Origin of the sequence: Sphingomonas sp. IC081, from assembly GCF_006874585.1 — a bacterium.
In the GTDB taxonomy this organism is placed as follows: domain Bacteria; phylum Pseudomonadota; class Alphaproteobacteria; order Sphingomonadales; family Sphingomonadaceae; genus Novosphingobium.
Genome location: NZ_CP029761.1, coordinates 196400 through 217786, shown reverse-complemented (window position 1 = coordinate 217786; position 21387 = coordinate 196400). Strand labels below are relative to the sequence as shown.

Annotated in this window: 25 protein-coding genes; 12 read left to right on the top strand and 13 right to left on the bottom strand. The window is 61.2% G+C overall.

What is annotated here, in order from left to right; genetic code table 11:
- Nucleotides 1–41: 41 nt before the first annotated feature.
- Nucleotides 42–770 (top strand): peroxiredoxin-like family protein, encoded by a 729-nt coding sequence (locus DM450_RS01150; RefSeq protein WP_185928669.1) that lies wholly within the window; start codon nt 42–44, stop codon nt 768–770.
- On the opposite strand, the gene DM450_RS01145 is transcribed toward DM450_RS01150, so the two are convergent.
- The 4 genes from DM450_RS01145 to DM450_RS01130 form a co-directional block, all read right to left on the bottom strand.
- A complete protein-coding gene (locus DM450_RS01145; RefSeq protein WP_185928668.1) occupies nt 739–1620 on the bottom strand; it encodes a LysR family transcriptional regulator in 882 nt (293 codons plus the stop codon). The genes DM450_RS01150 and DM450_RS01145 overlap by 32 nt on opposite strands.
- A gap of 411 nt (nt 1621–2031) precedes the next feature.
- Nucleotides 2032–3228 carry a tyrosine-type recombinase/integrase gene (locus DM450_RS01140; RefSeq protein WP_142632234.1) on the bottom strand — a complete coding sequence of 399 codons (1197 nt, stop codon included), beginning with the start codon at nt 3226–3228 and terminating at the stop codon, nt 2032–2034.
- On the bottom strand, nt 3225–4505 hold the full coding sequence (locus DM450_RS01135) for a site-specific integrase (RefSeq protein WP_260610045.1): 1281 nt from the start codon (nt 4503–4505) through the stop codon (nt 3225–3227). Before DM450_RS01135 ends, DM450_RS01140 begins: the two co-directional genes overlap by 4 nt.
- A gap of 696 nt (nt 4506–5201) precedes the next feature.
- Nucleotides 5202–6113 (bottom strand): LysR family transcriptional regulator, encoded by a 912-nt coding sequence (locus DM450_RS01130; protein ID WP_142632233.1) that lies wholly within the window; start codon nt 6111–6113, stop codon nt 5202–5204.
- Between the two features lie 122 nt (nt 6114–6235).
- On the opposite strand from DM450_RS01130, the gene DM450_RS01125 reads away from it, so the two are divergent.
- The 4 genes from DM450_RS01125 (at nt 6236) to DM450_RS01110 (ending at nt 9378) form a co-directional block, all read left to right on the top strand.
- Nucleotides 6236–6832: a carboxymuconolactone decarboxylase family protein gene (locus tag DM450_RS01125; RefSeq protein WP_142632232.1), complete on the top strand. Its 597-nt coding sequence runs from the start codon at nt 6236–6238 to the stop codon at nt 6830–6832.
- A 59-nt stretch (nt 6833–6891) separates the two neighbouring features.
- A complete protein-coding gene (locus tag DM450_RS01120) occupies nt 6892–7566 on the top strand; it encodes a peroxiredoxin-like family protein (protein WP_142632231.1) in 675 nt (224 codons plus the stop codon).
- 133 nt (nt 7567–7699) lie between these two features.
- Nucleotides 7700–8365, top strand: coding sequence for an NrsF family protein (locus DM450_RS01115; protein ID WP_185928667.1), 666 nt, complete (start codon nt 7700–7702; stop codon nt 8363–8365).
- An 83-nt stretch (nt 8366–8448) separates the two neighbouring features.
- Nucleotides 8449–9378, top strand: a complete 930-nt coding sequence (locus DM450_RS01110) for a YeeE/YedE thiosulfate transporter family protein (RefSeq protein ID WP_142632229.1) — start codon at nt 8449–8451, stop codon at nt 9376–9378.
- A 62-nt stretch (nt 9379–9440) separates the two neighbouring features.
- Here DM450_RS01110 and DM450_RS01105 read toward each other — a convergent pair whose 3' ends face one another.
- The gene (locus DM450_RS01105; RefSeq protein ID WP_142632228.1) at nt 9441–9893 is read right to left on the bottom strand and encodes a DoxX family protein; all 453 of its coding nucleotides are present in this window, start codon (nt 9891–9893) and stop codon (nt 9441–9443) included.
- Between the two features lie 75 nt (nt 9894–9968).
- Entirely contained in the window at nt 9969–10238 is a 270-nt protein-coding gene (locus DM450_RS01100) for a DUF2282 domain-containing protein (RefSeq protein ID WP_142632227.1), read from the bottom strand.
- Nucleotides 10239–10478: 240 nt separating this feature from the next.
- Between DM450_RS01100 and DM450_RS01095 the strand changes: the two genes are divergently transcribed.
- From DM450_RS01095 to DM450_RS01085, 3 genes are all read left to right on the top strand, one after another.
- Nucleotides 10479–10748 carry a hypothetical protein gene (locus tag DM450_RS01095; RefSeq protein WP_142632226.1) on the top strand — a complete coding sequence of 90 codons (270 nt, stop codon included), beginning with the start codon at nt 10479–10481 and terminating at the stop codon, nt 10746–10748.
- Between the two features lie 102 nt (nt 10749–10850).
- Entirely contained in the window at nt 10851–11684 is an 834-nt protein-coding gene (locus tag DM450_RS01090) for a DUF692 domain-containing protein (RefSeq protein ID WP_142632225.1), read from the top strand.
- Nucleotides 11681–12436, top strand: coding sequence for a DNA-binding domain-containing protein (locus DM450_RS01085; protein WP_142632224.1), 756 nt, complete (start codon nt 11681–11683; stop codon nt 12434–12436). The genes DM450_RS01090 and DM450_RS01085 overlap by 4 nt, the downstream gene beginning before the upstream one ends.
- A gap of 6 nt (nt 12437–12442) precedes the next feature.
- Here DM450_RS01085 and DM450_RS01080 read toward each other — a convergent pair whose 3' ends face one another.
- The 3 genes from DM450_RS01080 to DM450_RS01070 all read right to left on the bottom strand — a co-directional run bounded on the left by DM450_RS01080 (nt 12443) and on the right by DM450_RS01070 (nt 15105).
- Nucleotides 12443–13054: a sigma-70 family RNA polymerase sigma factor gene (locus tag DM450_RS01080; protein WP_260610042.1), complete on the bottom strand. Its 612-nt coding sequence runs from the start codon at nt 13052–13054 to the stop codon at nt 12443–12445.
- 149 nt (nt 13055–13203) lie between these two features.
- The gene (locus DM450_RS01075) at nt 13204–14466 is read right to left on the bottom strand and encodes an NAD(P)/FAD-dependent oxidoreductase (RefSeq protein WP_142632223.1); all 1263 of its coding nucleotides are present in this window, start codon (nt 14464–14466) and stop codon (nt 13204–13206) included.
- 87 nt (nt 14467–14553) lie between these two features.
- Entirely contained in the window at nt 14554–15105 is a 552-nt protein-coding gene (locus DM450_RS01070; RefSeq protein ID WP_142632222.1) for a TetR/AcrR family transcriptional regulator, read from the bottom strand.
- Nucleotides 15106–15245: 140 nt separating this feature from the next.
- On the opposite strand from DM450_RS01070, the gene DM450_RS01065 reads away from it, so the two are divergent.
- Complete coding sequence (locus DM450_RS01065) at nt 15246–15593, top strand: hypothetical protein (RefSeq protein WP_142632221.1); 348 nt, start codon at nt 15246–15248, stop codon at nt 15591–15593.
- Between the two features lie 19 nt (nt 15594–15612).
- Here DM450_RS01065 and DM450_RS01060 read toward each other — a convergent pair whose 3' ends face one another.
- The 3 genes from DM450_RS01060 to DM450_RS01050 form a co-directional block, all read right to left on the bottom strand.
- A complete protein-coding gene (locus tag DM450_RS01060) occupies nt 15613–16029 on the bottom strand; it encodes a VOC family protein (protein WP_142632220.1) in 417 nt (138 codons plus the stop codon).
- Nucleotides 16030–16043: 14 nt separating this feature from the next.
- Nucleotides 16044–16667 carry a peroxiredoxin-like family protein gene (locus DM450_RS01055; RefSeq protein ID WP_142632219.1) on the bottom strand — a complete coding sequence of 208 codons (624 nt, stop codon included), beginning with the start codon at nt 16665–16667 and terminating at the stop codon, nt 16044–16046.
- Between the two features lie 82 nt (nt 16668–16749).
- Nucleotides 16750–17742 carry a LysR family transcriptional regulator gene (locus tag DM450_RS01050; protein WP_142632218.1) on the bottom strand — a complete coding sequence of 331 codons (993 nt, stop codon included), beginning with the start codon at nt 17740–17742 and terminating at the stop codon, nt 16750–16752.
- Between the two features lie 57 nt (nt 17743–17799).
- Here DM450_RS01050 and DM450_RS01045 point away from each other — a divergent pair, with 57 nt between their 5' ends.
- The 3 genes from DM450_RS01045 (at nt 17800) to DM450_RS25660 (ending at nt 20372) form a co-directional block, all read left to right on the top strand.
- Nucleotides 17800–18696: a LysR family transcriptional regulator gene (locus DM450_RS01045; RefSeq protein WP_142632217.1), complete on the top strand. Its 897-nt coding sequence runs from the start codon at nt 17800–17802 to the stop codon at nt 18694–18696.
- Nucleotides 18697–18861: 165 nt separating this feature from the next.
- Nucleotides 18862–19323 carry a hypothetical protein gene (locus tag DM450_RS01040; protein WP_142632216.1) on the top strand — a complete coding sequence of 154 codons (462 nt, stop codon included), beginning with the start codon at nt 18862–18864 and terminating at the stop codon, nt 19321–19323.
- Between the two features lie 872 nt (nt 19324–20195).
- Nucleotides 20196–20372: a hypothetical protein gene (locus DM450_RS25660; protein WP_185928666.1), complete on the top strand. Its 177-nt coding sequence runs from the start codon at nt 20196–20198 to the stop codon at nt 20370–20372.
- A 341-nt stretch (nt 20373–20713) separates the two neighbouring features.
- Here DM450_RS25660 and DM450_RS01035 read toward each other — a convergent pair whose 3' ends face one another.
- Complete coding sequence (locus tag DM450_RS01035) at nt 20714–21379, bottom strand: flagellar hook assembly protein FlgD (RefSeq protein WP_142632215.1); 666 nt, start codon at nt 21377–21379, stop codon at nt 20714–20716.
- Nucleotides 21380–21387 lie beyond the last annotated feature (8 nt).

The window sequence follows — 21387 nt, the reverse complement described above, 5'->3', positions numbered from 1 at the left end:
CCAGAGATACGATGGCAACAGGCACGGGCAGGGAAACACACATGGCGGAAACGCTGACAGCCGCTCTCGAAAGCACCTTTGAAGAAGCGCGCAACCTCTACGGCACACTTGGCGAGAAGCTTCGCTTCGTCGCCGAAAGAATGGAGGAGCTTTCACCGACTTACTGCCAGCAGGTCGATGATTTCATTCACCGCCTGGAGCAGGCCAAGGCAGGTGTCAGCGCGCCGCAGGTTGGTGAGCCGATGCCGGATTTCATCTTGCCTGACGATCAGGGCCGTTTGGTCAGCCTTCAGCAGATGCTGGAGGTGGCGCCGGTGGTGATCACTTTTCTGCGCGGGCATTGGTGCCCCTATTGCCGCCTCAACGCAATCGGCTTGTCTGGGATCGAAGAGGCAATCGCCCCGGTTCAGATCGTTGCGATATCGGCCGAAACGCAAGTCCACACCAGAGCGATGAAGACGGAATCGGGCGGGAATTTTCCGTTCCTGACCGACATTGGCAATGGCTACGCCCTGTCACTCAATCTCGCGATCTGGGTCGATGACGCCATGGCTTCGCTGATCGCGGGATTGGGTTTGGATATTCCCAAGTTTCAGAATCAGGATGGCTGGATCATGCCAATCCCATCGGTCTTTGTGGTGGCGCAAAACGGCTTAATCACGGCACGCCATGTCGATCCTGATTACCGCCGCCGGCTTGAAATCGAAGACCTTCGCATGGCAGCCGAAGCCGTAATGGCTACTCCCAGTGCTTTCCCCGTAGCAAATTGAGCAAGGCCGAGGTTTCGCGCGATTTCGGCCGCCCAGCCACCGTATAGACCGCGACGGTGCGTTCCACATCCAAGCCGGACAAGTTGAGCCTGTGCAACTGGGCCGAACGCAAGGCATGGTTGGGGGCAACGGCGATGCCGAAGCCTGCGGCTACCATGGTCTCCATATCGTGACTTGAATCAACCTCATGGGCATTGATCAGGTTGATTCCAACCGTACCGAGCCGTTCCCGTTCATAGTCCGTGAGATCGGCGCCGCTCAGCAGCAGAAACTGTTCTCCTCGGATCAGTTCGACATCAAGATCGACAGAATTGAGCATGGCCAAAGCGTGGCCGGAACCAACGACCAGCTCGAAGGATTCATTGAACATCGGCCATGCCTCAAGCCGATCCCAAGTCTCATTCAGAGGGCCACCGATGGCAATATCAACGTCGCCCGATTTCAGCATCGCCGCAATTTCCATCGCATTGCTGCGCTTCAATTTGATCTGGATGCCGGGAAAAACCGGATAGAGTTCCTGCAAAGGGCCCATGATCAGAGCGGTGTCGAGCGATCGCGCCACCGCCATGGTCAAAGTGGAAATCTGGCCCTTGCTGACAGCCTTTGCCAAAGCGGACGCTGCCAGCGCCGCTTCATGACATTGGCGCAATATCGGCAGCATCTTGTTGCCAAGATCGGTGAGATGCGTGTTGCGCCCTTCGCGCCGGATAAGATCGCCGCCCAATTCAAACTCAAGCTGCTTGATGGCCCGCGTCAGAGCGGGTTGAGTGACGTTGCACTCTTCTGCGGCGCGCGTAAAATTGAGCGTTCGCGCCACCGCAGTGAAATAGCGAACCTGCTGCATTTCCATCAGAATCTCCCCTGGCCCCATTGAACGGATGCACCGCCGACCGACCCGCGCATTCAATACGGGTGATTCCGAGCGATGCCAACCGACGAATCCCGCTGGGCGGTTAGGGCAACGACATGGCGACGTCCTTCACAACGCTGCTTGTCTGCCATCGGCTTCAAGATTGATGCCACCAGATGTCAATTGAAGTGCGGCCATCAATCTGTTTACCGTTATACTGTGCTCGACGTGATTTATCTGATATAAGCCCGCTGGCTTCGGTCCTTTTGGTAGAATGACTTGCCCTTAAGCAAGCTGACGGTTTAAAGTCGATGCAGGAGTTGTCGGCCAATAGATCACAAGACATGGCCACTGAACGATCGCAAAGTCCCACCAACGCCTTTTGATCGAACATGGACTTTGCGATCGCCATCAAGCCAGTAGGCTTTGAACCGCATCGCCGACCTGCTGCGCGGCGTCCAGCAAGTGCTCGTCATCGAAATGGGCGTAGCGCGCGGTCGACTGGTGGTTGGCATGGCCGAGCAGCCGCCCGATCATTGGCAAGGTTTCCTTGCCCATCGCGGCATGGCTGGCGAAGGTGTGGCGCAGGTCGTGGATGCGCAGTCTGCCAAGATTGGTACGCTCAAGGATCGTCCCCCATAGATGCCGGATGCAGGAGATCGGCCTGCGGTATTGGTAGTTCCAGAACAGCCACGGAATCTTCGGATGGCGAGGCAGACCGTCGATGACCTCGCGCGCCGCCGAGCCGAGCCAAACCGTGCGCGGGCCAGTCTTGCTATCGCGCAGCAGCAGGCGGTTGCCTTTCACGTCACGCCACTTGAGAGATAGGATTTCTCGGTAGCGGCAACCGGTCAGCAGCAGCAGCGTGATGACAGCACAGCCCGATCGGATCGTGAGATTGTCACTGGCGCGCAGTTCATTGAGCACTTCCCCGAATCGCGCGAGTTCGTCGGCAGATAGAAATCGCTCGCACTGCCGGCGCTTGTTCGGCCTTACTGATCGGCAGGGATTGGTGTTTTCAAGCCGGTATCCCCAGATCTCGGCCTTGTTGAGCATGTTCTTGAGGATCTCGAGTGTTCGGTTTGCCGCGCCAGGGCTGGTGCGGTTGTTGAGATCCGCGAACCACTTGGTCACATGCTCTTCGTTCAGCTCGTCAATGAAGACGCCCTTGAAGGCACCATCGAGATACTGGCGGCGATAGCCGTCATGGGTCGCAAGCGTCGATGCCTTCCACTGCGGCGACCAACGTGACCAATACTCATTCAGAAAATCGTCGAACCGGGGCGCGGAGCGGATTCGTTTGCGGTCGGTTGCCGGATCGCGGCCGACCTGCGCGTAGGCGATGATGCGCCGCGCGACCATTTGCGCCTGGTGGTGGGTAAGAACCGAGGCCGGGCCAATGGTGACAGTCCGCAGCCTGCCCGCCATGCGCGTCTGCACGATGTAGACATTGCGGCCACTCGGGTAGTGCCGGATGCCGAAGCCGTGCTCAATCCCGAGCCACGTCGTGGACCGCGCCTTGCCCTTCGGCACAAGCAGGAAGTTGACGTTCGCGCCGACCTCGGCAAGCGCCTCCTCGACGATCCGCTTGAGACTAGCGGCGGTCAAGATCGCAACCCTATCGCCCGCGCCAGCGATCCGGCGATGCGGTTGGCGGCATCACCGATCACGTCATCGGAAAGGTGGGCGTACTTGGCAGTCGTTTCGGGCAGGACATGCCCGAGCAGCCTGCCGATGGTCGCGAGCGGAACATTGTCCATGATCGCGGTCGATGCAAAGCTATGCCGCAGGTCGTGGACCCGGACATCGGGCAAGGCACAGTGCGCACGGAATGGGAGCCACCAATTGCCGAAATTGAGCGGCCCGGTCCCGGCACGGTTTGGGAAGACGAGCGTGGTGTCCTCGCGGCGGTTGATCCCTTCTAGCACTTCGAGCGCCTGGCTGTTGAGCCAGATCGTCTTTGCTCCCGTCTTGCTGTCCGGCAAGAGGAGACGCGGCGGCTGCACCCATTCCCAGCGGAGATCCTGTATCTCCCCGACGCGCGCGCCGGTAAACAGTAGTAGCCGCACGATTGCTACCTGAGCGGGATAGGCTGCTTCCTGCTCACGCAGTGCCGCACCAATCCTACGATACTCGGCTGGCGTCAGGTATCGCTCCTTCGGTTGACGTTTGTAGCGTGGCATTCCCCGACAGGGGTTGGATCCTTTGCGCCGCAAGCGGAGCGCCTCGGCATAGTTTAGTAGCGATGCCAATACCGGCAGGGCGCGATTGAACAGCCCTTCCCGCGTGCCCGCACAGTCGTCGCGCCAGCGATGAATGTCGGCGGGCAGAATGTCAGCCACCCGCATCGTCCCGAAGGTCGGTGCGATGACAGTCTTCCACGCGTTCCAGTTTCGCTTGGAGGTCGAAGCTTTCCAGACCCGCGAAAGATCGTCCCAGTAGGTGTCGACGAAATCCGACATGATTGGCGTCGCCTTGACCACCGCCCGCTTGGGCAAACCATCAAGCGCCACTTCGGCCAGCAATCGGCGGGCCTGTGTCCGTGCAAGGTCTGCCGCGAGTTCATCAGACCGCCCCAGAGTGATCCGGCGATGCTTTCCGCGATGGCGTAACCGAACGAACCAGTAGTACTTGCCGGTCGGCCTGACGCGCAGTCCGAAACCAGCCAGTTCGGTATCCCAGATGCAGTATTCGGTCTCGCGCAGCGGCAGCGTGCGCCGCGCAAAGTTGCCATCCAGCAGTGCCCGGCGCCCGGGCTTTCGCCGCGTGGGGACAATATGGCCTGCACTCATATCAAAACTGGGGTCGAAAGTCCCGGAATTCCGGTTATTTGCGGGGACCAGATGGCCTTCAGCGGCATACCCACTGCCAAGCAATCCCAACATGTCGCGAACTGATTTTACGGCATTTTTTCCCATGAGCACAGCAGTACACTGCGTAGGGTGTGCTCTACACTGTGCCCAGATGCAGAGGTAGGACCAGTCTAAGCGATCCATATTCAAGCAGCATCTGCGCTCTTGTATCGTCAAGGTGCGAAGCGGCGGTCGCGATTGAACCGGCCTGAATCGATTTGACGGGGTCGCTAAATTTGGTGACCGCTGAGATCGTCTCGTGACAGAAGCGGCCGAAGAAAAATCACGATCGGGATGTTTAATGATCCAATTCAGTATAAAAATTCTCCAAAATTTTTTCAAAAATGTGAAAAAATTTGACGCAATTATCAATTTATATTTTAAAGATCTAGATAGACAAACATTTTATTGGATATATTGGGTATTAATTGAATTAACTTTATTGAAATTAGTATGAAAGCCGAGTTTATTTCATGGAATGGCGCAGCAAATGTTCCAGTCAATCTAACGCCGAATCCTTTTGTTACCGTGCGTTAAGGGAGCGATTTTGAGCCAGATGGACTTCTGAAGGCAGTAACGCGCGGAGCATGTTTCTTGAAGACCGACCAAAGCGCTTGCTGGCTGACTATAGTTCATTAGCTTTGCGATAGCAGATGACTGCAGCCGGATGTGCCCGGTGCCATTCGCCGGCATCGCGATTACGGACATAGTGCATCCGAGAGCCTGCCTTCAGCTCGCGGCCCGGCGCGCTTCTCCGTCGGGGCCGATGACCGATTCGAGCCAGTCGATGAACGCGCGGGCCTTGCGGCTCGATTTCCGGCCAGACGGGAACATGGCCCACACTTCGACTGCAGAAAGCGCCCAGTCGGAGAGCACGGCCTTCACGGTGCCGTTTGCCAGTTCCGGAGCGAACATCAAGCGGGAGCCGAGGCCTACGCCCAGCCCTGCGAGGATACAACTGCGCATCCCTTCGCCAGCGCTTACCCGCACCACTGGCTGGATGGCGACCGAAACGCTGGCGGTGCCACGGGTGAAGGACCACGCTGTAGGGCCGTCGAAACGGCTATAGGCGATGATCCTGTGCGCCATCAGGTCCTCGGGCGTGTCGGGGGCCTGCACCTTTGCCAGATAGGTGGAGGAGGCGACGAGAATGCGTTGCGAAGTTCCCAGCCGCCTTGCCACAAGAGTGCTGTCGTTCGGCTTGCCGAGGCGAATCGCGAGATCGACGCCTTCCTCGATCAGGTCGACCCACCGGTCATCGAGCAGAAGATCCACCGTCAGGTCGGGGTGGACATCGAGGAATTCCGAGAGGCCCGGCAGGATGTGGAGCGCGGCATAAGTCGGCGGCGCGGCAAGGCGCAGGCGGCCGCCGATCGATGTTGCGGCTTCGCGCGCTGCAGCCTCTGCCTCGTCGGCATCGTCGAGAACCATGCGCGCCCTTTCATAATAGCGTTGACCTGCTTCGGTCAGGTGCTGGGCACGGGTGGTGCGGGTGAGCAAGCGAACGCCAAGATAGTCCTCAAGATTGGCAACGGCTTTGGAAACGGCTGGTTGCCCCATGTTGAGCCGGCGTGCGGCAGCGGAAAAACTGCCGGTTTCGACAACCGTGGCAAACTGCCGCATCGCGACAAGACGATCCATCTATCCATTCCTTCTGGGAACAAATGCTATCGAACTGCGCCCTCTACTGCAAGTTCGGGGAATTTATCATTCTCTCTTCGACGCCGCCAGAGGCGTGACTGCGACCCAGAGGAGATACGACAATGACCGACTACAGTGTACACACGATCGAAACCGCTCCCGAAGCTGCCAAGCCGTTGCTGGCTGCTGTCAAGCAGGGCTGGGGCTTCATTCCGAAGCTGCAGGGCACGCTTGCCGAAAGCCCATTGGCTCTGGAGGCCTATGATACGCTGTTCAACCTCGTTGCGGCCAAGGCCAGCCTTACCGCCGCCGAGCAGCAGATCGTCTATCAGGCGATCAACGTCTTCCACGGCTGCGAATACTGCACGGCGGGCCACACCTTCCTGTCGCGCAAGGCAGGCGTGCCCGAGGATGTGATCCAGGCGATCCGCAATCGCGCCCCGATTGCCGATGAACGGTTGGAGGCGCTTCGCCGCTTTGCCGAAGTGGTGGCACAATCGCGCGGGTTTGCCGGTGACGGTGCGGTAGATGCCTTCATCGCCTCGGGCTTTACCAGGGCACAGGTTCTCGAAGTCGTCACGATCATCGCGACAAAGGTGATCTCGAACTACACCAACCATCTCACGCATACGCCGCTTGAGGATTTCATGCAGGACTCCTCGCTGCGCTGGAGCGATCCGCTGGGCGGTACGGTGCGCGATACCGCGCTCGCTGCCTGACTTTCTCGACAACGGGGTGCCGCTTCCGGCACCCCGCATTGCCCTGCAAGAGACACGCCATGAAGAATAGCCTCAAGTCTGCACTTGATCAGTTCCGGCTGGAATTTGCCGGCAAGATTGCGCCCGAGATTGCCGCTGCCATGGCCCGCGCCGATGCGGAACTGGCCGCGACGGGCATTGCCGGTCGTGCCCTGTCGGCAGGACAGGTGGCCCCCGATTTCATCCTGAACGACGCCCGGGGCGCCAGCGTGGGTCTGCGTGACCTGCTGCGGACGGGTCCGGTCGTCGTCAGCTTTTATCGCGGTGGCTGGTGCCCGTACTGCAATCTGGAGCTTCGGGCTTTACAGGCCATCCTGCCGCAAATTGTGGCTCGCGGGGCCGGGCTGGTGGCGATATCGCCCGAACTGCCGGATGAAAGTCTTTCGACGGCAGAACGCAATGCGCTCGCCTTTCCCGTCCTAAGCGATACCGGATTGCAAGTGGCCCGCGACTGGGGCATCGCCTTCGATCTGGCCGAGGAACTGCGGCCGATCTACGCGCAACTCGGTCACGCCTTGCCCGAGCGCAATGGCACCGCTGGTTGGGTCCTGCCGATCCCGGCAACTTTCGTCATCGCCAGTGACCGCGTCGTCCGGTTGGCCTTCGTCGATAGCGATTATCGCAACCGCCTTGAACCCGCCGCTGTACTTGCGGCACTCGACAGCATCGTCCGGCCCGGGGTTCCGGCTTTGTAAGTGCGGTTTTTCTTTGCAGTCACGGCGTCACTGTGGCCATAGGCGGATATGTGATTGCGTTTGCAACGAAGTGGCGCTTCGCAACGAACTAGACGATGAAGGTCGCCCTCAAGGTGCTGCCGCTTACGGATGCTTGGAGGCGCTGCTGTCACCCGATGATGACCTGATTGCGCTGTTAAGCGAGGATGCAGCGCCGGTAAGGCGGCTGCGAATCTGGCCGCTTGTACTTGTACAACTGGCAATCATGACGGGAATGTTCGTCATTGTCGGCCTGTTCCTTGGCGTGCGTGCAGATGTTTCGACAGCCGATCCGCTGCCGCAACTGATCCTGCGCGAGGCCTTGCTCTGCCTTGCCGCCATGCTGCTTTATGCGAGCGCAATACGCGAAGCCTATCCCGGCCTGTGGACTCCGGTTCCGCTCGGGCTGGGCATCGGAGTGGTTGCCCTCCTGCCGGGCCTTGCCGCGCTATCCATGCTTTTGTGGGACCGGGACCCCGCCAATGCGGCCGAGGCATTGGCCGAATTCAGAGACTTCTGGCGGTGTGCGCGGTCCGCTTCGGTTCTGGCGCTGCCGGGCATACTGGCGCATATGTGGTGGCTGCGAAACCACGGCGCGGTGACATCGCCACAACGCGCGGCCTTCTCGACAGGGCTTGCAGGCGGGGCCGCCGCGCTTCTTGCCTTCGGCATTTCCTGCCCCTCGACGCACTGGCTCTATGCCGGAGTGACGTATCCTCTGGTGATGGCAGCCGTTGCGCTTGTGACGCGGCTGGTCTTGGCGCGCTGGCTGCGGTGGTAGGGTCCGGCACTTTGCGAACCTGATCTGTAACTTCGCGCTGCAGGTGACGAACCCCGAACAAGCCGTTCTCGAGGGAGGTATCCATCGGCTCGTTTCTGTTCACGATCGTCGTCGCAGTCTTTATCGGCTATGCCAATCATCATGGTGGGACCTGTACCGTTGCGGGCGTCGCGCAGGCGGTAAACGAGCGTCGCTTTTCGCGCCTGGCCGCCCTTGCCGAATGTGCTGTCTGGGCCTTTCCGCTCGGAATGCTGATGATGGGGCCGGGCTGGTCGCCAAGAGAGCTGCCCACGCACGATATCGATGGTCTGGTGCTGCTGGGAGGTGTGCTGCTTGGATTAGGCGCTTGGCTGAACGACGCCTGCGTGTTCGGCACGGTGGCGCGACTGGGCAAGCGAGATCTGCACTACCTGCTGACTCCAGTCGGTTTTTTCGCCGGCAACCTGATGCTGGTGCGCTGGGGTTGGGACATCCAGCGCAATCCACATTTCGCCATGGCTGCATGGCCGCACGGCATGATCGGGGGCGCACTGCTGTTTGCAAGTCTGGTGGTGTCGGCACTAGCCGTCCGGCGGGTCCGCAAGGAAGGCCTCGGGATCGGCACACTGTGGGACTATCGCCATGCCTCGATCGCGATCGGCCTCGCCTATCTGCTGATAGCAATGGTGCGCGGCCCTTGGGCTTACAGCGACGCGCTCGGCGCGATGGCGCGCAGCGGGATGCTGGAAAGCCTTGGCAGTCTGATCCTGTTTCTGGCTGTGGTCACAGGTTCGGTTCTGGGCGGTCACAGACAGGCGCCACCCGTGCCGTTCGAGCGAGGGCGGGCAATCCGCTGTTTTTCGGGCGGGCTGTTGATGGGGATTGGCGGCTCGCTTATCCCGGGCGGGAACGATGCGCTGGTGCTTCAGGGTTTGCCGTGGTTCCAGCCCTACGCGGTCCTTGCGCTGGCGGCGATGATGCTCACGATTGCCGCCTGCTTGATGATCGAAAAGCGACTGCGGTCGTGCGCGTGAAAAACAACGCGCGTACCGGCAGGACGATTGCCGGTACGCGCGAAGCTTTGACAGTTACCGGATCAGGCTGCGGTGCGTCCGCGCGCAATCAGCGCGTCGAGCGAGAGGGCGCCTGCGCCCTTGGCGATGATCGGGAGGAGAAGCCCGGCCCAACTGAGATGCGTTGACCAGGCATCGGGATAGACGAACACTTCGATCACGGTGGTCATGCCCAGCAAACCCAGCGCAGCAAAGCGCGAGCCAAGGCCAAGAAACAGCATGATCGAGAAAAGGTGCTCGCCATAAGTTGCCAGATGCGCCGAGAGGTTCGGCGGCAGGAGCGGCAGGGCGTAGTCGGTTTCGAACAGGTAGTACGTGCTGTCCGTAATGGTCAGCAGGCCTTCCACCTTGGTGCGCGCCGACAGGAAGAACACCGAGGCGATGCCCCATCGGGCTGTAAGAAGCAGAAGGCTTTCGGGCAGGATGCGCGAGGCAAATGCCGTCAGTCGGCCATAAAGGTCGGAGATCGTGGTCATCGTCAATCCTTCCGGTTCGACAGGACCTGACCGGTCAACGGGACGGAGGCGGGGGCAACTCCGTCCCGGAACGCGTCAGGGCTTCGGCGTGAGGGAGCCGGTGCCCTTGGGCGTCTTGGTGGTCACGCAGGTGCCGGCTTTGACCAACTTCCAGGCGTTGCCCTGATAATCCACTTTCGAGGTGCCGGCGCAGCTTGTGCCGGGCCCTGCAGCGCAATCGTTCTTGCCAGCCTTGGCGATACCATAGCACTTTTCCATTGCGGGCTTACCGTCTGCAGCGTGGGCAGCGCCGGTGAGCAGACCGGCGGCGAGGGTGGCAGCAAGTGCTGCGTTCGAGAGCTTCATGGCATATTCCTTTCACGTTTGCGGGTGTTCACTGAAATTCCATCGACACCGCCTGGCACCGGCTCTCCAGCCGAACCGCGCGGTCTCGGCATCCATTTCGTGCGGGCGGTGCTGGAAGTTACAATGGACGCAATCTTTGGCTGGAGGCGCCCTTCCCCGAAAAATCTCTGGCACCTGTAACGCCGGGACGCGGGGCCACGAACAAGCCTGTGCCACCACGGCCAACCTGGAGATATGACCATGACCTCGATCAAGACCAGCCTCGCGCTTGCCGCCAACGCCGCTCTCGTTGCCGCTGCCGTTGCAGCTCTTCCCGCGCCTGCCCTTGCCGCCAAGGCCAAGGCCGAAGTTGTGCATTGCTATGGTATCAACACCTGCAAGGGCACGTCGGACTGCGCCACCGCCAGCAACCAGTGCAAGGGGCAGAACGTCTGCAAGGGCCAGGGCTTCAAGGCGCTGACCAAGAAGCAGTGCGCGGCCAAGGGCGGCAGCCTGACCGAACCGAAGTAAGTCCAGACCGAACCGATGCCCGGGCGCTGCAGCGGCGCCAACGCCAAACGGCGGTGCCCGGACATCGCGATTTTCCAACAGCTTGGAACTATGGATCGCCAGATGAACGCACCTCTTTCAGGCTTCGGTCTCGGCATGCGGCGGGAGCACTATGCCTCTTATGTCGATGGATCGGCGAAAGTGGATTTCATCGAGGTGATCTCGGAGAACTTCATGGTCGACGGCGGTCGGCCGCTCGACACGCTGGAGAAGGCGCGCCGCAATTATCCGCTGGCGCTGCACGGTGTGTCGCTGTCGATCGGATCGGCTGATGGCGTGCGGCCGGATTACCTCGCCAGCCTGCGCAGGCTGGTCGACCGGATGGAGCCGGCAGTCGTTTCTGACCATCTGTGCTGGACCCGCACCGGCAATTTCAATTCGCATGACCTTCTGCCCTTGCCGATGACGGAGGAAGCGCTCGGCGTGGTCTGCGAGAACATCCTGCGGGCGCAGGACGCCCTTGGGCGGACCATGCTGATCGAGAACCCTTCGAGTTACATCGCCTTTCCCGGCGTGCTGAACGAGTGGGAATTCCTGTCCGCGATGGTGGCGCGCACTGGTTGTGGTCTGCTGCTCGATGTGAACAACATCCATGTCAGCGCCGCCAACCACGGCTTCGACCCGATCGCCTATCTCGACGGCGTACCATGGCATGCGGTGGGCCAGGTGCATCTCGCGGGGCACACCGTGGGCGAAACGCTGCTGATCGACACGCACGACCAGCCGGTGCCGGAATGTGTCTGGGCGCTCTATGCTACCGCCATGCGCCGTGCGGGCCCCCTGCCGACGATGATCGAGCGTGACGACAACATCCCCGAACTTGCCGAACTCCTTGCCGAACTCGACACCGCTCGCGCCATAGCAGCGCAGAGCCTTGCGCTTGAGGTCGCGGCATGATCGCACAGGCACCCGCGCTGCAGCGCCTGCAGCAGGACTTTAAGGCATGGCTGGTCAATGGCACCGAGGACGCCGCCGCGCGGCTGGGCGGTAGCGACGGGCTGGCCGTGTATCAGAACAATTACCGCGTCTCGTTGATGGGCAGCCTTGAGGCCAGCTTCGAACGGGTATTCTCGTGGCTGGGCGACGAGGCGTTCGCTTCTGCCTGCGCGAACTACATCGACGATCACCCGCCGCACAGCTGGACGCTTGATGCCTATGGTGATTCCTTCGCAGCCTTTCTGGCGCTGCGCTATCCGCATGATGGCGAAGTGGCCGATCTCGCGCAGATCGACTGGGCCGTGGCACAGGCGTTTGTCGGCGGCGATGCGCAGCCGGTCGATGCTGCGGCGCTGGCTGGGGTTGACTGGAACGCAGCGCGACTGACGCTTGTGCCCTCTTTGCTGACGCTGGAGATCGGCAGCAATGCCGATGCGATCTGGCTGGCGCTGGTTTCGGGCGATGATGTGCCGCAACCGGAATTGCTTGTGGAGAGGGCCACCGTCTTCGTCTGGCGGCAAGGTTTCGAGACTGTAATGCGCCGGGCGGATGCTATCGAGGCACGGATCGCGAAGCTATCCCGCGAGGGGATGACGTTTGCCGCGTGTTGCGGTGTTTTGGCCGGGGATCTGGGCGAGCAGGGCGCGGTGGAGCAGGCAGGTGCGGTGCTCGGGCGCTGGATCGCAGAGGGCTTGCTCGCCGATCTTTCCTGACGTTCTTCAGGCGAACGCGAGATCGCCGCCAAGCATGGCGCGCATGGCGAGAATGCCGCGATGGATATTGACCTTGACCAGCGATTCCGACTGGCCTGAAAGATCGGCGGCCTCCTTGATCGATCGGCCCTCAAGCTTGACCATGCGGATGACTTCGGCCTGCCCTGCGCGAAGGTGGCCGAGCAGCGCGATGATGCTGATCCCGCTGATCACATCTGTCTCGTGGCTAGGCATGGGGACCTCGCCAAGCTCGTCGGCTTGCTGGCGCTTGGTGCTGCGGATGACGTCCACCCATTTATAACGCGCGATGGTGGCAAGCCATGGCAGATAAGGGCGTCCCGGCGTGAAGGTGGCGCGCTTGGTGTGCACTGCCATGAGCGTTTCCTGCACAACATCGTCGATCATGTCGGCAGGCAACTTGAAGGCGTAGAAGCGGCGCAGCCAGCGCGCGGTTTCATGGAGCAGGGTGCGATAGGCAGCTTTATCACCAGCGAGGGCTCGGGACATGGCACCGTCCCAGTCGAACCCGCTGGACCGCGGCTTCTTGCGCTGGACGATTTCCGGATCGCGCAGGCTTGTCCTTGTGGCGACAGCTTCGATGTTGACTTGATAATGCATGGCTCGTTCCAACCCCTTCGTTCCGGATTGGAGAGTGCTGTGACTTGTGTTTCTCGCCTACGTACCAGAGAGGCATAATATCGATGCCTATCAGGAATGCCCGAGTAAAAGATCATTAAAACAGTGACTTGTGGGGCGCGGCGGCGCACTCAGTCTGCCTTTGCGGCCATGTCGCCGGTGATCAGGCGCGCTCCGCGCTCGAATGTCAGGTAACTCCAGATCCAGTTGATCGTAACCGATATGCGGTTGCGCAGGCCGTTCAGGTACCAGATGTGCGCGACGCACCACACCAGCCAGGCCAGATGGCCCGAAAGCCTGACCCCGCCAATGCTGCAGACCGCACGCGCCCTGCCGATAGTCGCCATCTGGCCAAAGTCGCGATAGCGGAACGGCTCGACTTCACGACCCGCGAGGCGCGCAAGAATGGCCTGTGCGGCATTATGCCCTTGTTGCTTTGCGGCGGGGGCAACGCCCGGAATCTCGCGGCCCGCAGCGTCGATGCAATGCGCTGTGTCGCCGATCACAAAGATGTCGTGCGATCCGTGCGGGTTCAGCCTGGCGTCGACTTCCACCCTGCCGCTGCGATCAGGTTTGCAGCCGAGCCATTCGGCAGCAGGCGAAGCCATCACGCCCGCCGCCCAGACCACGGTCTGCGCCGGGATGAAAGCCCCGCTCACGCTGACACCTGCAGGCGTGATCTGCTCGACGTTGCCTAGCAGCCGTACCTGCACTCCAAGGTTCTCAAGCGCGCTGTGAGCGCTTCTGGACAATTCCTCCGGGAACGAGGGCAAGAGCCTGTTGCCTTTCTGGAGCAGCCAGACCCGCGAGCAGTGCGGCGTGATGTGGCGGAAGTCCTTGCTGACCGACTGGCGGGCCAGTTCTGCAATCGCCCCAGCCATTTCGACCCCGGTCGGTCCGCCGCCGACGACCACGAAGGTCCGCAGCGCATCGCGGGTTGCCTTGTCTATCTCGGTCTCGGCTTTCTCCAGCGCGATCAGCACCCGGCGGCGCACCGAGGTGGCATCCTCGATCGTTTTGATGCCGGGAGCATAGGGTGTCCATTCGTCCTTGCCGAAATAGCTGTGGCGCGCGCCGGTTGCGATGATCAGCCAGTCATATTGCAGCGGACAGTTGCCGCGCATGTGGACCATGCGCTTCACGCGGTCGATCCGGCAGACCTCGTCCAGAAGCACGCGCGTGTTCTGCTGGTCGCGCAGGATCGAGCGGATCGATCCGGCAATATCGGCCGGTGACAGACCAGCTGTTGCCACCTGATAGAGCAGCGGCTGGAACAGGTGATGGTTGCGCCGGTCGATGACCGTCACATCCACCGGTGCATTACCAAGCGCTTTGGCCGCCGCCATTCCGCCAAAGCCACCGCCGATGATGATAACATGAGGGCGAGCGGACATTGTCGAGGTCTCCGGCTGATGTTGGAAGCGCCATGCGCACAACCGGGGGGTCGGCGGCAGGGGTGCTGCCGTTACATGTCCGAGCGTTTATGCCTTGAGCAGGAGATTGACCGCGTTCGCTGCACCCTCGGCCGCGCTGGTGCCGCAGCAGATCTCGATCAGAGCGAGCCCGTCAACAAAAGCAAGGATAGCCATGGCGATTGCATCGCGTTCTGCACCCTCCGGCTGGTCGAGCCGTGTCGCCACCCAATCGCGGAAGACCGCAATGATGCTGGCGGCAATCGTCGTATAGGGCTCTCCCCGGCGCGCGGCAGCGACGATCTCAACCCAGACCCGAAAAACCGGGCGCATATCCTCGCGCATCGTCATCGTGGCCAGCCGCGACAGCAGCTTGGGCGCAGGCAGCGTCTCGCCTTCGGGTACAAGCTCCGCCAGAGCGCTGGCGAGGCTTCCCGCCACGCGCTCGATCGCTGCGGAGATGACGGCCGACTTGTCGGGAAAGTAGTAGAGCAGCATTCGGTCGCTGACCCCGGCGGCGCGGGCAAGCTGGCGCAGGCTTGTCTGCGACAGGCCCGTGGCGAGCAGATGCTCGGCGAGCAGCATTACCACCTTTTCGCGCTGTTGCTCCTTGACGCTCATCCCACCTCTTGTAGCGTACGCTACGTTCTGCTACCTTGTAGCGGTTGCTACAGAATCACCTTGTGGTGCGGCCGAAGTTCCAATGGCCCTGCGAACCTCGACCGCACTGCTACGCCGGATTTCTGGCAAGGAGCAAGGCCGTGGTAGCATTACGTCTGTTTTTGGTCTTTTGGTTCGTACTGATGTTGGCCTACACCGGAACGGTGATCGCCCGTGATGGTGTCGATTTCCTCATGCCTTTTGGCGCGGCCGTGGCCCGTCTGGGGTGGGAAGGCCAGTTCGGTCTCGACCTTGCCGGCTTCCTTGTGTTGACTGCATTCTGGATTGCGTGGCGTCATGGTCTGTCGGCGCTTGGTGTACTGAGCGCGGTGGTCGTGGTTTCCGGCGGCATGATCGGCGTGTCGATCTATGTCCTGCTTGCCAGCCTTGCCGCGCGCGGCGATGCAAGCGTTCTGCTGCTGGGATCACAGCGCGCCCGAAGCGGTTGAGGGCGGTTACGGCCATCAGTCAATCGACCGGGGGCACGCTTTCGGGATACCAGGAGACCTCTACCCGCAAACCGTCAGGATCGGGGATGAACGCGGCGACGGTTCCGTCTGCGAAGCTCTGCAGGCGCACGACCAGTCCGGCTTCAGTGAGCCGCGTGGCGAGTTCCTCGACGAACGCCCGGTTCGGCGCTCTAAAGCCCACGTGATTGAGGCCCGGGCCATAGCGCTCGTAATCGCGCGTATCGGGCCGGGCTTCGCGCAACTGCACATAAAGACCCGCACCATTGCGCCAGATGCCGTGTTTCGCCTGCTCGAATCCCAGTTCGGGCAACAGCAGGGCGTAGAACGCGCTGGCCTGATCGAATGACCGGGCGTTTATGGTCAGATGATCGATTGGCAAGGCGCTCAAGGGTGTCCGAACTTGCGGCTCGTTCATTGCGTCGATCCTTGTCAGGCGGCCGTGGCGGAAGCGATAGCCGCAATCATGTCCTCTGGCACCGCACGGCTGCGGAAGTCGGGCTCGATGTGGGCGGCAAGGACGATACCCTGCCGGTCAAGCGCGAAAGTCGCCGGGATCGGCAACAGGCCTGCTTGCGAACCATAGATTGCGGCCAGTTCGAGACCATCCCGCTCATATTGCGCAAGGAACTGCCGACCGAGGTAGACGGCCAGTCCCAGCGACAGCGTGAGGCCGTGATCGACATCACAGAGCACCTCGATCCGTGGAGAAACACTGTTTCGAATGGCCATGGCCGCCCCGCCGGTCGACGCGGCAACAAACACCAGACGACCGCCGACCCGTTCGAGTGCAGGCAGCGCGCGTTTCCAGGCCACAAGCTCTGCCTGGCAGAATGGGCACCACTGACCGCGAAGGAAGCTCAGCACGACCGGGCCATCGGCGAGCAGACGCGACAGCTCGCAAAACACCCCCGTCGCATTGGGCAGGATGAAGTCGGGGAATGGCTCTCCGGCACGCGGTGCTGCGGCACCGGCGTCTCTTGCGCGCAGATCGGCAACAAGGTTTGCGATCAGCACATCGTAGACGGTTTGTGGGGCGGGGGCGTGGTTTGTCATGTCAGAGGCTTACCGCGTCGGTTGCAAGAACGGTATCGGACCGGTGGGAATGAGTTCCATTCCCGCGTGCTATTTGTCCCACCTAGGATTGGCGGGAGAGCGCGCCAGACCATTCGCGTGCGCGGCACGAACGCAGGAAGGCATCGGAGCCGACGGAACGACGACGGCCGACGACTGCGGCTGCGGCGAATTCAATTTCGCAGCCCGGTATCCTGAATTCCGACGCGACGAGGGGCTCGGGCAGGATGCTGCGTGGCAGCCACCCGCACCCCAGCCCGGCGAGGACGAGCTGGCGGACCATGGCGGGATTGCGGGCATGGTGCTTGACCGAGATGGACGCGCCCTCGCGGGCGGCGAAGTCTGCCAAAGCGGCACAGCCATCGCCCGCATAGTCGATCCAGGCCTCTGCTTCGAAATCCGCCGGGGTGATGCAGGCTTCACGGGCAAGGCGGTGATTGTCTGTCAGGGCGATGCAGAAATCGTCAGTGTAGAGTGGCCAGTGATCGAAACGCTCCGGCTGCAAGGCGCTTTTCGAGACGATCACCACGTCGAGATTGCCGGCAATGGCTGCTTCGACCAGATCGGCCTCGCGTCCGGACTCGATTTCGATTTCGATCCCGCTCAGCCGCTCGCTGAGGTCCTGCAGGATCACGACCAGCCCGTCGTCGGTCACAAGATGGCTGATGCCGATCGACAGCGGAGCGACCTCGGCACGGCCCATATCCTTGGCGAGCTGGCGGGCAGCCTGCGCCGCGTCAAACGTTCGCTGCAGGTGCGGCAGCATCGCCTTGCCAAGTTCGGTCAGGTGCGTGCGCGCCCGTTCGCGCCGGAACAACGGTCCGCCAAACTCATCTTCAAGCTTGAGAATGGCCTTGGTCAGTGAAGGCTGCGAGACATTGCACTCTATCGCAGCACGGGTGAAGTTGAGCAGGCGGGCGGCCGCCAGGAAATAGCGGACCTGGTGCATTTCCATCGCGAGGTTGTCCACATCGATATGCCAGCCCAGAGTATTACGCGCAAAGCGACGAATAGCAAGTGGAAGCGGGGGATATGAGATATTCGCACCGTGGATCACTGTCTGTCTTCACGGCCCGTCATTTCGCGCTATTCTCCGGTCCGGAGGGCTATACTGGTGAGCGAAATTGCAGGCTGGATGAAAACCTTCGTCACCGTGTCGGACCTTGAGAGTTTTTCCAAAGCAGCGTCGGTCCTCGGGCTGACACAATCGACGGTATCGCGGCAGGTCACGGCTCTTGAAAAGCATCTTGGTGTAAGCTTGCTCAAGCGGACCACGCGCTCCTTTGCTCTCACTCTCGAAGGATTGTCATTCTACGAGTCGGCACAACGGGCGCTTGCGGCAATCGACGAGGCCGAGGCGGCAGTGCGAAGCCCTGAGGCGCTGTCCGGGGTCGTGCGTCTCACCGCGCCGCTGACCCTCGCACGTGCTAGGATCATTGCCTACATCGCAGAGTTCCAGCTCGCTCATCCCGGCCTTCAAGTCGAACTGAAACTGACCGATCACGCTCTCAACCTCGTTGCAGACCGGCTTGATTTCGCCATCCGCGTGGGCGAGGTGGGCGATAGTCGCAACCTTTCGCGCAGGATCGGCACCGCGCGGCGCGTGGCTGTCGCCTCGCCAGACTACCTCGCCAAGGCCGGTCTCCCTAAGGTTCCGGCGGACCTCAAGGACCATAGCTGCCTTACGTTTGCCCTGCTCAGCACAGGCAACTCCTGGCAGTTTCAGGGAGCCGATCCGGTGAGCGTTGCAGGCAGCTTTCGCACGGACAGCTCCGACGCGCTGCGCACGGCGGCGCTCTGCGGCCTTGGCATCGCAGTGAATGCACGTTGGCTGTTCGAAGAGGATCTTGTCAAAGGACGCCTGGTTGAGGTGTTATCCGAACACCCGCCGCTGGATATGCCGATCAGCATGGTCATGCCGCCTTCGCGCTATACCGCAGCGCGCGTTCGCGCGCTGGCGGATCATATCGCTTTGCGCATGCAGACCGATCCGCTCTTGCGCAACGCGTGATTTCGCCAGTTCACGATCAATCAGTCGGCCCCGGTTATCACCGCAACCGGTCTTCGCAAAAGCTCGCCTTGTTCATTGCGGTCGATGGCTAACTTGATCATGTAGCACATGCTACATATATTGGTCGGTAGTCGACGATTGGTGAACTGGACATCAGGAGTCGGAATGGCGATTCACGCGGTGCTTCCATGGATTGCATTTGGCGCCATGCTCATACTCACATTTGGCTCAACCTTCGCCAGGGAACCTCTACGGCACGCCTACTTGTTGCCGGCAGTGCTCGCTGCGGCCTTTCTCGCATGGTCAGGTTATGCGGTGATAACGGCGGGCCCGATCGGCTTTTTGCATGAGCATATCCGCAATGTTTGGAGCAACCAGATCTGGTTCGATATCCTGATGGCGTTTGCCATGGCGTGGCTACTGGTCCTGAAGCGTATGTCCGCGGTTTGCATGCAACCACTTCCTTGGCTTGTGCTGTACCTGTGTACCGGCTCATTTGGATTATTCGCGGGGATGGTCACGCTGCCTTTATCTCGAGGCACGTTCGCGTGGTTCTGCAGATTAGTAGTCACAAAACGGATGATTCGACCTAGCATCCGCTTTATCGATTCCGGCTTTGGGAATTGAACCCATTTTGAATTTGATGGTGATGGACCGATTGATGGATTGCCTCTCGTGCTGCCCCATAATATTGCATTTAAACAATATTTTAGACCGAGAATTGGATTCCGGCTCGGTCCATTTTCGCTCGCCGGATCATCCCATCCGGCATTGTGCGAAACGATGCTGCCTTGCAGCCTGTCGTGAGCGCAGCGCTCTCCGGTGGATTTCATCAGAATTTTCGTGTTTCCCACGCAGCGGTGAACAGGCATGGCCGCGGCCTGTGGGCGCCCCCGCATGGTCGTCGCCCGCCGTCGCCCGCCATGCCCCCCCTTGGCCCGATCGCTGCGCTACTTAGCGGCAACGCTCCCGCTCTTGCGCGCCCTGCGCCGTCTCAACCGCATGCTCGGTTCGCATCGCCCGGCAGGCCGTTTCTGGTCGGGTCGACCCTGCCCTGGACAGGCCTGAAAACCGTCATGGGGAAAACCCCCATACCCCAAGTTAACCATCTAATTTTTCGCAGTTTTACGGGGGTTTTGGCACTCAGGGATGCCCATACGGGAAATCCCTTAGTTGGTCGTACAGTATACGAAAGCCATGGGTTGGAGGGTCAAAGGTCGCATACTCCCAAGTCGCCAGGAACTCCCGAAAATCCCGATGCCCCTCACCGGGCAGGCCGAAGATCGGGCTATGCGCGACCGAAAAACGTCACAGGAACAATTCTTGAGAGATTGATGACAGAGAATTTTCCTTCGGGGCGCACGGAAAACACTGAAAACAATGCAATGTCGCAAATTGAATATAGGTTCTCATTAAAGCTGAGGGTGGATTCGCCCCATCAACTCTGGAGCGCCGCGGCAGCGCGGTGCCGGACCCTGCCCGGCATTTGCGAGGACGACGTGAGCGACATGATCGGTCCCGTCGACGATCCCTCGATCGCGGATTGCCTGATGGTTCTGGCCTTGCCCGACCAGGTGCCCGGCTGCACCCGCCTCGACGCGGACCTGTGCAGCGATATGCCGCCCTGGCAGGCCCCGCGCCATTCACGGGACCGGCTGGCCGACGACTGCCGCTGATCGCGGCAGGGTTCGCCGACAGGACCACTGCCGGCGGGACGGGCGCCCGCTCGCGGCGCTCCCCGCGCGCGCTCCTGCGCCGCATGGATCAGCACACTCAGGGGCAGGACCCGCCCGCCCCGCCCCTGACTGGCCAGAACCGGCATGGCGGCACCACCGGACCAACCTTGCCGGACTGATGCAAATCCCGGTACCCCCGACACCGCCTCGGCCGTCCTGGCGCAGGAGCATCGCGCCCGGTCACAGGCCGCTTCGAGACCGGCGGCAGGCGGATGGGGCGAGACCGGCCCGGAACATACCCTCCAGGGGCATTTCCCGGGCGATCACGCCCCTCGCCGCAATCAGATCTCGCTGCTGGTCGCGGCCAGCGCGACGAGGCCGTCCACCGACATGCGGATGCCGTTGACGCCGAGCATGATCGTCGAGCCGTCGGTCACCACGTCGGAAACCCGGGCCACCGAATTGATCGTGGTATCGAGCGTATTGCCGGCCGCGTCGGTCGCGGTGACGGCCAGCGTATAGGCGCCGCTGGCGGCCGTGGTGCCGTCCGCCTGGGTTCCGTCCCATTGATACTCGCCCTGCGCTTCGGGATCGAGCGTCACCGTCTGGACCACCTTGCCATTGGCATCGGAAATCGTGGCGGTCACCGAAGCCGGCGTGCCGTTCACGTAGTAGGTCCAGTGGGCAGGATCGTCGCCAAGGCCGGCCACCGCGGAATCGAAGCGCGCATCCTTGCCGATGAAGCTCGAATACTGCGCCATCTGCGAGGAGGTCAGCTGCGAGAGGATGTCGGTCAGCGTGCCGTTCTGCTGGATCTGCTGCTCGACCTGCGAATACTGCACGAGCTGCTGCGTATATTCCGAGGTGTCCGTCGGGTTGAGCGGATCCTGGTTGGTCATCTGCGTGGTCAGCAGCTTCAGGAACAGGTTGTAGTCCGAAAGCAGGCTGGTGGTTGCCGCCGAGGTGCTGTCGCTCGATGACGACGAAGTGCTGGAGACTGTGGTCATGTTCTATG

What these genes read in the sequence shown, in the direction of transcription:
- DM450_RS01150 (WP_185928669.1), top strand. Translation starts at nt 42, where the DNA reads ATGGCGGAAACGCTGACAGCCGCTCTCGAAAGCACCTTTGAAGAAGCG.
- DM450_RS01145 (WP_185928668.1), bottom strand. Translation starts at nt 1,620, where the DNA reads ATGGAAATGCAGCAGGTTCGCTATTTCACTGCGGTGGCGCGAACGCTC.
- DM450_RS01135 (WP_260610045.1), bottom strand. Translation starts at nt 4,505, where the DNA reads ATGTTGGGATTGCTTGGCAGTGGGTATGCCGCTGAAGGCCATCTGGTC.
- DM450_RS01130 (WP_142632233.1), bottom strand. Translation starts at nt 6,113, where the DNA reads ATGGATCGTCTTGTCGCGATGCGGCAGTTTGCCACGGTTGTCGAAACC.
- DM450_RS01125 (WP_142632232.1), top strand. Translation starts at nt 6,236, where the DNA reads ATGACCGACTACAGTGTACACACGATCGAAACCGCTCCCGAAGCTGCC.
- DM450_RS01120 (WP_142632231.1), top strand. Translation starts at nt 6,892, where the DNA reads ATGAAGAATAGCCTCAAGTCTGCACTTGATCAGTTCCGGCTGGAATTT.
- DM450_RS01105 (WP_142632228.1), bottom strand. Translation starts at nt 9,893, where the DNA reads ATGACCACGATCTCCGACCTTTATGGCCGACTGACGGCATTTGCCTCG.
- DM450_RS01100 (WP_142632227.1), bottom strand. Translation starts at nt 10,238, where the DNA reads ATGAAGCTCTCGAACGCAGCACTTGCTGCCACCCTCGCCGCCGGTCTG.
- DM450_RS01095 (WP_142632226.1), top strand. Translation starts at nt 10,479, where the DNA reads ATGACCTCGATCAAGACCAGCCTCGCGCTTGCCGCCAACGCCGCTCTC.
- DM450_RS01090 (WP_142632225.1), top strand. Translation starts at nt 10,851, where the DNA reads ATGAACGCACCTCTTTCAGGCTTCGGTCTCGGCATGCGGCGGGAGCAC.
- DM450_RS01085 (WP_142632224.1), top strand. Translation starts at nt 11,681, where the DNA reads ATGATCGCACAGGCACCCGCGCTGCAGCGCCTGCAGCAGGACTTTAAG.
- DM450_RS01080 (WP_260610042.1), bottom strand. Translation starts at nt 13,054, where the DNA reads ATGCATTATCAAGTCAACATCGAAGCTGTCGCCACAAGGACAAGCCTG.
- DM450_RS01075 (WP_142632223.1), bottom strand. Translation starts at nt 14,466, where the DNA reads ATGTCCGCTCGCCCTCATGTTATCATCATCGGCGGTGGCTTTGGCGGA.
- DM450_RS01070 (WP_142632222.1), bottom strand. Translation starts at nt 15,105, where the DNA reads ATGAGCGTCAAGGAGCAACAGCGCGAAAAGGTGGTAATGCTGCTCGCC.
- DM450_RS01060 (WP_142632220.1), bottom strand. Translation starts at nt 16,029, where the DNA reads ATGAACGAGCCGCAAGTTCGGACACCCTTGAGCGCCTTGCCAATCGAT.
- DM450_RS01055 (WP_142632219.1), bottom strand. Translation starts at nt 16,667, where the DNA reads ATGACAAACCACGCCCCCGCCCCACAAACCGTCTACGATGTGCTGATC.
- DM450_RS01040 (WP_142632216.1), top strand. Translation starts at nt 18,862, where the DNA reads ATGGCGATTCACGCGGTGCTTCCATGGATTGCATTTGGCGCCATGCTC.
- DM450_RS01035 (WP_142632215.1), bottom strand. Translation starts at nt 21,379, where the DNA reads ATGACCACAGTCTCCAGCACTTCGTCGTCATCGAGCGACAGCACCTCG.